Raw genomic sequence first — 10,787 nt, 5'->3', positions numbered from 1 at the left:
CTTGTCCAGTCCCATGTACATCTGCCTGAGCAGGGCTATCTGCGGCGCAATCTCGTCCATCGCCACAAATATACATTCTAGCGATGACAAATTATGTCATCTGAAACTTGTCAACAACCATTTGAGGGAACAGAGCCAATGGTATATCAAGGACTATCAGGGTTCATTAGTGATGACTCTTGTGGATAACGGACCAGGAAATGTGTTTGCCTACGAGCTCTATGGCGCTCAGAAAAAAATCCAGGTGTCTGGCGACAGTCCCGCCGAACAATATACGGGCAAAGAGTATAACGAAAGAACCGAACTCTATTATTACGGCATGCGTTTTTTTGACCCTGTATTCGGGATATGGATGACTCCTGATCCGGCTAGGCAGTATATGAGCCTTTATGCTTTTGGCGGAGATCCGATTAATGCTTTGGATTTATATGGATTATGGAAAATATCCCTTGGCATAATTACAATCGGATATGAAAATGGAGGATTTACTGCTGGTGTTGGATTTGCTTTAGATGTTGGAAACAGTAGTTTTGGAGTGGATATTGATTTTGGATATTCTCATAATTTTGGAAATGGAAGTAACACTTATTCTGCAAATGTTGGTGCTTCTGCAAATATAGGTATTTTTAATGTAGGAGCAAATTTGGGATATGCTTATAATGATCAAACTGGAGGAACATTAAGTTATGGCATCCGAGGTGGTGCCTATGGAGTTGGTGCTGGAATAGGAGGCGCACAATATTGGGACACGCATGGGGATTATCTTGGTTCAACACTTTATGTTGAAACTTATGCAGGAGCATTCGGTGCTGAGGCCTATACCGGCTATGAATGGGGCTTCAGTGGTATGGAAGGACGTGGCCTTTATACTGGTGCTAGAGCGTGGGGAGCTCATGCAGAATACGCTCAAAATGGAGGCTTTGACTGGGGTGCTTCGATAACGGCGACATATTTTATGGAAAAAAGGGATATTGAAGAAAATGCCAGAAAAAAATATAAACTTAGTGATAAATGGGTTGGCATAAATATAAATGGTTTTGATGTTGTGAAATATGATCATAGCAACAGAAATATGAATCAACCTATGGGACGAGATTGGAAGAATAAAGAAGAATTTATAGCTTATGCAAACGACAATAACTTGTCTTATGGTACTTATGGAGATGAGGCTAGTGCTTTCCATAATCCCGATATAAATGAGAAAATGTGGATGGCTGAAAAGGGTAAAGAACCCGTTGGAACTGCATGGAATATTAAATATGGTGAATCCGGGTTCTCTAGCAAAAGAAGTGGGTTGCCTTCGTACATTCCTTCGATAGAAGGTGTATTTAATAAGAGAAATGGCTCTAACGCTGGTGCTAGCTATAATTATGGAAACAACCATATTTCTCATCTTGCGTTTGATATTCTTCCGTGGCTTATTATGGATTGACAATGAAAAAAGCGTTAATAATCATTGTTTGCGTATTTTTTTGGAATTGCACAAATTGTGGTCACTCTAAGAGCTATTACAAAATCGTAGAAAAAGAATCGAAAATTGTAAAGTTCGATAGTTCCTTTGTGAAGGATGCCTATATTACCGGAGGAAGAATAGATATGAATCAGGACGGAATTTCAGAACGGTATTTCGAAAGTGTTAATGTTTATTTGGATAGCAACAAATATGGAAATACGTTCCCCAGAAAAGTAATAGGATCGTTTTTTAAGGGGCAAGATGAAGTTATAATTGATTCAATGAATATTCACATTCGGGAGACTATATTTGGTGTGGGAATATTTGTAAGACAAAAAATCATTGGGAATGAAACTCGTCTAAAATTAGTACTCTATAATGAAGAATCTAAGCCATTAATTTTGGAATTCAATATTGAACAACATAGTTGGAAAACAACGCGTTCTCATTGCCTTGATGAGTATCTTCTCTTATAGTAATAATCACATTATTGTTGATGGAATTTGATATTTAAGTCGAGTAAGCAAAAAAACGCTGCTGGAATCGTGAAAAATCAGTGAAAAAATTCCACATAAGGAAAAATACTCCCGAACTTATCTATTGGGAACCTCTAAAAATACATTCTTTTCCTGAAGATGGGCTTATTTGTCGTTTTCAGGCGTAAAATTATCGTAATTCAGGCGCTATCCCTTCTTTGTTCCGGGCCTTTCGGCCCGGTTTTTCGCCCCGGTGGGCGCCCGACGCGCGGGCTAGGCCCATTTCGGGCGTGTACGCGCAACCATCCTGAATATGTTGTACGTAAGGAACGAGGCGAGTTGCTTCGCCTGCGTTTGCTTTACCGCAAGAAGAGCGAAATTTTTTCCAGATCGAGGAACGTGATGAACACGAAGAGCGCTATGAAGAAAGCCATCGCAATGCGCTGAATGATCGCCTGCTTTTCTTGAGAAATCGGTTTTCCGCGCACCGCTTCAATCAAAAGGAACAGCAAAAGTCCACCGTCCGTAATCGCAAGCGGAAGAAGGTTCATAATGCCCAAGTTAATACTGATGAGGGCAAGAATCATCAAGAACTGCTGGAAACCAGCCATCCAGACATTTCCCATCACAGCGACGATCGTCACCGGGCCAGACATCGCATCGACCTTGACCTGTCCCTGGAACATCCGCTTAAAGTAGCGGAACACGCTCGTCGTCATTTTCCAGCTGGTCGCCGAAGCCTTGGCAAATGCTTCCGGGAAGCTACGGCTCACGATATGCGTTTCCTTGAACATCACATAGGTCATGTGAATGCCGATCATGTAACGTTTATATTCCGCATTGTAAACCGGCGAAAGTTCCTTATACAGCGTATCTGCGCCACGGTGAATCGTCACCAGCACAGACTTACCTTCCGAACCATTGATGTGATCGACCACGTCCTTGTGACGGTAAATCCACTGGTGATCGATTTCGACAATCGTATCGCCCGGGAGGAATCCCGCTTTTTCAGCAGCGCTCCCTGCCATCGGTTCCCCAGAAACGACTACGCGGTGGCGCGGATAAATGCCCGCTTCGCCGACGCCCATGCGAATATCGCTCTTACCGGAATCCTGGGCTGGTATCACCATTTCTTGCGGAACGAGGGTGAGCGTGAGCGTATCGGAACCGCGCAAAAGCTTCACAGGAACCTTTGCACCAAGGCGTACACCGATCTGTTCCCGGAAATCGTCCCAGCCCTTTGTCGGATTGCCATCGACTTCAAAAATTGTATCGCCCATCTGAACACCGGCGAGTTCTGCCGCGCTTTCCGGCACGACAAGCCCCACGATTAAACGGGAAGATTCCGGTTCTTCGACGCCGTACATGTAAAGCCCGATCAACATTACAAAAGCGAATGCGATATTCACAAACGGACCTGCAAAAGCAATCGCCGCACGAGCCTTCACACTTTTACCGGCAAAGGAATTCGGGTCGTTTGAATCCGCTTCATCCGGATTTTCGCCTTCCATCGCCACGTAGCCACCAAAGGGGATCATCGAAATGCAATATTCCGTGTCACCCTTTTTGAACTTCAAAAGCTTTTTACCGAAACCGATCGAAAAGGTTCTGACCTTGACCTTGTTCCACTTGGCCACCAAAAAATGTCCAAGTTCATGAATAAAAACGAGAAAGCTCAGGCTCAAAATGCCGAGCATAAAAATCAGAATATTGTTGAATATGGATTCCATTACTCCGTAATTTAACAAAAACATTCCAATAAAAAATCCTCGCCTGCATGAGCAAGCGAAGAAGCTTTTACAAAAGGTATTTTACTTGATACGGAGACCGTTCAGGTTAAAGCGTTTGCCGTTCTTTTCGATAAAGAGCATTTCGCCCGAAAAGCGGAGGCGCGCCTTGGAAACGTTCGCCTTGCGAGAAACAACCGGTTTGGTTTTAATACTCGTAATGCCATCGACAGCAAAGTCCGGAGTATATCCCGCATTCAAAGCTTCGAGAGCGAACGCCAGGTAAGCAAACGGAGCGTTCCAGTTGATCGCGACCTCGTTACTGGCATAGCTGCAACGGTGATCGATGTAGGAAGTTGCCGGATATCCCGTTTTGTAATCGCTGCATTCCCAGGACTGCGAACCGATATCTTCACCACCGGGCTGCGGGCCGCCCACAACCATGCCCGGCACCGGAGCCGTAACGCCGTCAGCCGTACTCGGACGGTGATGCGGAAGTTTCGGAGACTTGGATCCGTAACCCGTCACAAAGGACATGTTCAGCGGGTTCTTGCCAAGAAGATAATCCAGGACCTTGTTTGCAGCCACATAATACTTCTTGTCACCGGTAATGTAATAAGCATGCAACAGCCAAACACCCTGATTGGCCGCGACAGCATTCGATCCCCAGACGAAATCGCCATAATCCATCACGACACCGAAACCGGTTTCTGCGCGGGCCACAAAGACATCCGCCGTTTTGAGCAAGCTGTCCTTCGCGGCACTACCTTCCGAGCCATAGGCATCGGCATGCGCCGCCTTTTCATAGGTCGCAAGGCCAGCCACGTCGCCCCAGCTCGGAACACTTCTTGTCGCACCTCCCTGCGTATAAGAAGCATCTCCTGTCGTCAAAGCGAGTTCCGTGCCGGCAAAGAGCTTTTCATCTTCAAGCCAACTATCGCCATATTCCCCGGTCGCTACATCGTACGGATTGGAGAACGCGACGTTCGGATTTGCAATGCCCCAAGCGTAAGCGCTCTTTGCCGCAGTCAGGCACTGTTCTGCATAAGCGGCATCAAACGGTTTGTACACACGGGCAGCGACTGCCATCACCGCGGCAAAGTCAAACGTCGCCGCAGTCCCTTTGCCCACCACATAACGAGCCGCTTTATCGGCAGCCGGCATCACATCGCCCGGGAATTCGAGAGTCGTCACCTTATGGAAAACTCCCCCATCGGCATCCTGCATGGTAAGCATCCAATCCAGATTGTACTTGATTTCGGCGAGAAGATCCGGAAGGCTTCCTTCGGCAGGGATGTTCCACTTGAGCGTGTTGAAATAGGCCGGGAAATGTTCGTACAACGCAAGGAGCGTATACGTGGAAATACCCGAGTTCACAATGTACTTGCCATAGTCACCGGCATCGTACCAACCCTTAGGGCTGCTGATGCTCCCCGATTTTCCCGTAGAGCTGTGCAAGGAAACATGTGTATCCGGGTGACCTGCCGGGCGCTTCCACTGTCCGGCATAAGTTTCTTCGAGAGCCATTGATGCGCGCTGATAGTAATACCATTTCAGAGATGCTTTCGCGACCTCCACATACGGCGCATCCAAAACTTTTAAATCGGAACGGAGTACCTGTCCGCCGACTTGAATCGAATAAGTGCCCGGAGTCTTCAAATCCGAAAAATCCACCAGCTGAACGCTCTGACCGCTTGCCGCCCAAGTTGTTGCAGCAGACGGAGTCACGGTCAACACGGTCGTGCCACTTGCATCCACGATTTCCACATCGCCGGAGCCTTCGAAAAGGGTGAATTCCTTGGCGTCACCCGTACGATAACCGATCTGGTTGATATAGGCTGTCGCCGCAAAGGAGGCCGAAGCCATAGATAAAAGCGTAATCGCAAATGGAACGCACTGTTTCAAACCGAATTGAGCGGACATAAGACCTCCATGGGATAGGTTCTTTTATCAAATCTATGCCAAAAAGGAGCAAAATTCCACATATTTTTGCCGTATATGGTTACAGCTGTAGCCACTTTAACAAAAAAAAGGAACCCGACAAATATCGAATTCCTTTCAAATCAGGCAAAAATCGATTACGGAATGAGTTCTGCGGCCAGTTTACGCGCTTCCGCATCGGCAGCCAGAATCGTTTCCAAATCGAGATTCACAACGGTCGGGGTCTTTTCCACGATCTTTTCGACGCCGTTCGGAATGTCCATAAAGCCGATCTTCTTTTCGAGGAATGCGTTTACGAGCACTTCGTTTGCAGCGTTCATCGTCGCTGTATAAAGCCCACCTTTTTTACCGCATTCCATCGCGAGGGCGAGGCAGCGGAACTTTTCAAAGTCCGGTTTGAAGAACGTGAGCTTTCCAAGTTCAGCAAGATCCAAGCGGTCCGTTTCGAGCGGAATGCGTTCCGGCCAGGTCATGGCGCACTGGATAGGAATCTTCATGTCCGGAGCGCCGAGCTGAGCTATGAGGCTGCCATCGCGGAACTGCACTAAAGAATGCACACGGCTCTGCGGGTGCACCACGACCTTGATCTGTTCATACGGAATGTCGAACAGGAAGTGCGCCTCGATGATTTCAAGGCCCTTGTTCATCATGCTCGCGGAATCGATCGTGATCTTTTTGCCCATGCTCCAAACCGGATGGTTCAAAGCATCTTCCAGACGAATGTCCTTGAACTTTTCAATCGGCCATTCGCGGAAAGGTCCACCCGATGCGGTGATTTGCAGTTCTTCAACTTCTTCCTTCGGACGGTCGGCAAGGCACTGGAAAATTGCGTTGTGTTCAGAATCGACCGGAGTCAGGTAAGCCTTCGGGTTCGCCTTGAGAGCGGCAGTAATCACTTCGCCCGCCATCACCAATGTTTCCTTGTTGGCAAGAGCGATGTGCTTGGATGCGCGAATGGCGGAAAGTGTCGGGAGGCAGCCGACGGAACCCATCAAAGAGTTCAAAACGATGTCGGTCTTCGGATCGCTTGCAAGTTCACAAAGGCCGTCCATGCCGGTGAGCACAGGCTTTCCGAGTTCCTTCGAAAGAGCCTTGGCGGCTTCCGGCTCGAACATGCAAAAACGTTCCACATCCATTTCACGGGCAATCTGCGCGACCTGTTTCCAGTTGCGGTTGGCAGCGACTGCATAAAGCTTAAAACGCTCCGGATGCTGCTTCAAAACGCCAATGGTCGAAGTTCCGATCGAACCCGTAGCACCGAGAAGGGCGACATTTTTCATTCTTCTGCCTCAAAATTTAAGGTTTTCCACCTGCAAAGATAGAATAAAAAAAGGGAATCCCTCCGAAGAGGAATCCCTTTTGTTTTCAAAAAAATCTGTGTTACAGGCGCACCTTGAAGGAGTGGGAGCCCACCTTCACGATATACAAACCCTTTGCTCCCGAGAACACCTTCTGTTCGCAGCCCAAAACCTTCGTCGAACGCAGCTTATTTCCCAAAGCATTGAACACCGTCACAGACATTCCCTGCGCACCCGAAACCGCAATGGAACCGTTATCCGCATAAACCGCAAACGGGAAATGGTTCGGGATTTCCGAAAGAGCCGTCGTTGCACTCGAAGAGGATTCCTCCGCGGAGCTGGAAGAGCTCAAAGCGTCCATATTCGAAATGGTGATTTTTCCCGCATTCGGAACCGCATCAAAATAGATATAGCCATCCGCCATCGAAGCTTCGAGTTCGGCATTTTCTTGCATCACCTGAATGTTTTCCCAGCCAGTCGGCTTTGCCATCCGCAAGGAAAGCGGGTAATCGTATTTTGAAATATTATCCGCAATGGAATGCTTTAATTCAAAAGCATAACTGTCCGCATTTCCACCGTCCATCGGATCGATGAAAGCCGCATTGCGTTCCTTGATATACATCGTCACGTTGCGGAATGGCGCGACCCAAACATCCTTGTCATTTTGCTTTGCCCATCCCAGCGCGCTTTCCATCACAGTCGCATTGGTGGGGGAATAGGTCGCATAACCGTTTGTTCCCGTCGTGAAGCCATGCGTGAGGAACATGACCCAGCCACCGCTATTCACCGCGCGCTGTATGTTCCCCGTAAAATCCTCCGAGCCTTGATTCCCCGTCATGATCGCAGGGACGGCAGCCCAATTGCTCGGGCCATTTTGCCCCATAATATCGGAACCTCCGCTCCAGCTTGCATTACAGATTCTACCCGCAATATAATTTTGTAAAACCTGCTGATCGCCAGGAGTATTGCAGTTCGGATAAGCGAGCGTGATGCAGCCATAGGACTGCTGAACGTTGTTCGAAATCACCTGTTTGGAGGAAGCAATTTCATTCGCCGGCATCGCCCCGTTACCTGGATGCGATTCGCTGTGGCTTGCAATTTCATGGCCTGCGCTTGCCATGGTTTGAACATCGCTCCAGCTGACCATTCCATTTGCACCGACCCAGTTGGTCACAATATTGAACGTGGCCCTATAGCCGTACTTTTCAAACATCGGAGCGGCAATTTCCACATCGCTTTTAGGTCCGTCGTCAAACGTAAAGGAAACCGCGCCTTTTCTAAAGCCCGCCCACGTGCCGATTTCAACCGACTGGGAAAACGCAAAAGAAGTTCCCCAAACAAGTACTGCCACCAAAGAAATTTTTGTGCAATTCATACTCATCCCTTTTTAAAAATCGCACTAAAAAAAATAAAGTCGCAAAAGCCAAAGTTCGCACTAACAGCTAAAACTCCGTTGTAAACAAAAACAACAGAATCTTTAGGCGCAAAAAAAAAGCTGGGCAAAACCCAGCCTTAAAATTTCGAGAAATTTAAGCGATACCCTTCAGGAATTCCATCATCAAATAAAGGGTCGGGGCCGCCAAGTAAAAAGAATCACACCGATCAAGGACTCCGCCATGACCCACAAAGAGATTCCCAGAATCCTTGGTACCGCTCCAACGCTTGAGAGCGCTCATCAAAAGGTCTCCAGCCTGACCGGCGACGGTCAAAATGAAACCGAGTGCAATTGCCGAAGCCCAGTTGAACTGCACCCCGAAAGCAGAAAGCGCCGAAGTGCACTTTGCAAAATAGGCCACCCAGGCGATCGTCGCAATGGAGCCGGCAATGGAGCCTTCCCACGTCTTCTTCGGGCTAATCGTCGGAGCAAACAGATGACGGCCAAAAGGTCCCTTGCCCGCTGCAAACTTGCCAAAGAAATAGGCGACCGTATCGCAGAGCCAAACGCTCGTCATGACAAGGATAAAAGCGTAGCAATGTTCAAAGCCGTGGCCATTCCCCACCATCAAAACGTTCATGCCACCCCAAAGTCCCAAATAAAGAGGCGCACCGAGCTGCATCACGAGCCATGGGAAAAGGTGATCGATGTTCACCTTCGCATAGGCAAGGGCAATATAAATGGCAAAGATGACAAGGAACGTGGAACCGAGCACAAAAGGCACCGCCGGGAGTCCAAAATACCCCCCTTCGGAAAGCACCCAGGCAAGGGTCAACGCCAAGGAAGACGCAAACGAAAGATACCGGGCATCCGGGCCTTGATACATTTTGGAAGCCATGCGTGCCCATTCCCAGGCACCGACGCCAGCCAAAAAGCACAAAAGGCCTACACGGCTAAAATCGTTGAACCACAGCAAAAAGAACACCACCGGAATGGCGATGAACGCGGTAATCAATCGTTGGGCCAAATTACTCATGTAAAACCTTTCCGAATCTTCTTTCGCGCGTATTGTAAAACTCGATGGCCTTCTGGAACTCTTCGTTTGTAAAGTCCGGCCAAAGCGTCGGGGTGACGTAGAATTCACTGTAGGCAGCCTGCCACAGCAAATAGTTGGAAAGTCGGAATTCCCCACCGGTACGAATCACAAGATCCGGGTCCGGGGCTCCCTTCAAATAGAGATGCTTTGCAAAGACGGATTCGTCTACAGCGTCCAAGGAAAGTTTGCCTTCCTGGACTTCTTTCGCGATCGCCTTGCAAGCGTCTACGATTTCGAGACGTCCACCGTAAGAAATGGCCAGGTTCAACTGCATGCCGGTATTGTTTGCCGTTTCATCAATCGCATGCTGCAATTGAGACCGCGGAGCATCCGGCAAGCGGTTAATGTTCCCGATGACCACGAGCTTCACGTTTTTTTCCATGAGGTCGGGAAGTTCCTTGTGGACCATTTCCACAAGGAGCTTCATCAGGTAATCCACTTCCTTTGAAGGACGCTGCCAGTTTTCGGAACTGAAGACGTACAGGGTCAAATGTTCCAAGTGCAGATCGCACCCGAATTTCACAGCGTCGATCGTTGCCTGGGTACCTTTGCGATGCCCCAGAAAGCGTTCAAGACCGCGACCTTTGGCCCAGCGGCCATTGCCGTCCATAATGATAGCAACGTGTTTCAGTTCGTTCGACATAGGCAATTACACTGCAAGAAGGTCGGCTTCTTTCACCTTCAGGATTTCGTCAATCTTTGCGATATAGGCGTCGGTAACCTTCTGGATCTGTTCCTGGCTCTTCTTCGCTTCGTCTTCAGCGATTTCCTTGTTCTTCTTGATGGCGTCGTTCGCATCGCGACGGATGTTGCGAATGGCGACCTTACCTTCTTCGGCATGCTTGCGGGCAAGCTTTACAAGTTCTTCGCGACGTTCCGAAGTAAGGATAGGAATCGCGACGCGGATGCAGTTGCTTTCCATCATCGGGGTTACGCCGATATTGGCAACGAGAATCGCCTTGTTAATCGCTTCGACCATCGGCTTTTCCCACGGAGTCACGAGGAGCATACGCGGTTCCGGAATGGAAACCTTTGCCACCTGCGGAATCGGAGTCGGCGTGCCGTAATAGTCCACCATCACGTTGTTCAAGATTGCCGGAGTTGCAACGCTTGTACGGATCTTGGCGAATTCGCGTTCCGTAGCTTCAACAGCCTTTTGCATCTTTACTTCATATTCTTCAGCCATGAAATAGCCTCTTCAAATTCAAAAATAAAAGTTATGCACACAGCCAAATTAGCAGTGTACGAGCGTTCCTAAATTACCTTCTACGGCAGCCTTCGTCAAGTTTCCCTTTACCATTTTGAACACGAAGATAGGCATATTGTGTTCCATGCAAAGAGCGACCGCAGCCGTGTCCATGACCTTGAGACCGCGGGAGATGACTTCCTGGTAGCTGATGTCGTCAAAACGGGTCGCTTTC

9 protein-coding genes and 1 pseudogene are annotated in these 10,787 nt (G+C 48.4%); 2 read left to right on the top strand and 8 right to left on the bottom strand.

Annotated elements, in window-relative coordinates:
* Positions 1-172: 172 nt before the first annotated feature.
* Entirely contained in the window at positions 173-1,432 is a 1,260-nt protein-coding gene (locus MR847_RS06555) for an RHS repeat-associated core domain-containing protein (protein ID WP_287723281.1), read from the top strand.
* 2 nt (positions 1,433-1,434) lie between these two features.
* Positions 1,435-1,929: a hypothetical protein gene (locus tag MR847_RS06550; protein ID WP_287723280.1), complete on the top strand. Its 495-nt coding sequence runs from the start codon at positions 1,435-1,437 to the stop codon at positions 1,927-1,929.
* Between the two features lie 359 nt (positions 1,930-2,288).
* On the opposite strand, the gene rseP is transcribed toward MR847_RS06550, so the two are convergent.
* The 8 genes and pseudogenes from rseP to pyrH all read right to left on the bottom strand — a co-directional run.
* Complete coding sequence (rseP, locus tag MR847_RS06545; protein WP_241899507.1) at positions 2,289-3,659, bottom strand: RIP metalloprotease RseP; 1,371 nt, start codon at positions 3,657-3,659, stop codon at positions 2,289-2,291.
* Positions 3,660-3,740: 81 nt separating this feature from the next.
* Positions 3,741-5,579, bottom strand: coding sequence for a glycoside hydrolase family 9 protein (locus MR847_RS06540; RefSeq protein WP_287723279.1), 1,839 nt, complete (start codon positions 5,577-5,579; stop codon positions 3,741-3,743).
* 155 nt (positions 5,580-5,734) lie between these two features.
* The gene (locus tag MR847_RS06535) at positions 5,735-6,877 is read right to left on the bottom strand and encodes a 1-deoxy-D-xylulose-5-phosphate reductoisomerase (protein WP_100425704.1); all 1,143 of its coding nucleotides are present in this window, start codon (positions 6,875-6,877) and stop codon (positions 5,735-5,737) included.
* A gap of 100 nt (positions 6,878-6,977) precedes the next feature.
* Entirely contained in the window at positions 6,978-8,270 is a 1,293-nt protein-coding gene (locus MR847_RS06530) for a polysaccharide deacetylase family protein (RefSeq protein WP_287723278.1), read from the bottom strand.
* Between the two features lie 154 nt (positions 8,271-8,424).
* The gene (locus MR847_RS06525; protein WP_287723277.1) at positions 8,425-9,306 is read right to left on the bottom strand and encodes a phosphatidate cytidylyltransferase; all 882 of its coding nucleotides are present in this window, start codon (positions 9,304-9,306) and stop codon (positions 8,425-8,427) included.
* Positions 9,299-10,009 (bottom strand): undecaprenyl pyrophosphate synthase, encoded by a 711-nt coding sequence (gene uppS / locus MR847_RS06520; protein WP_100425701.1) that lies wholly within the window; start codon positions 10,007-10,009, stop codon positions 9,299-9,301. Before uppS ends, MR847_RS06525 begins: the two co-directional genes overlap by 8 nt.
* Before the next feature lie 6 nt (positions 10,010-10,015).
* Positions 10,016-10,552, bottom strand: coding sequence for a ribosome recycling factor (gene frr, locus MR847_RS06515; protein WP_100425700.1), 537 nt, complete (start codon positions 10,550-10,552; stop codon positions 10,016-10,018).
* 48 nt (positions 10,553-10,600) lie between these two features.
* A pseudogene (gene pyrH / locus MR847_RS06510) lies at positions 10,601-10,787 on the bottom strand (UMP kinase); the annotation flags it as partial.

Source organism: Hallerella sp. (assembly GCF_022776125.1).
Classification (GTDB): Bacteria; Fibrobacterota; Fibrobacteria; order Fibrobacterales; family Fibrobacteraceae; genus Hallerella; species Hallerella succinigenes.
The sequence above is the reverse complement of the archived record's forward strand: the minus strand, read 5'-3'. Positions and strand labels throughout refer to the sequence as shown.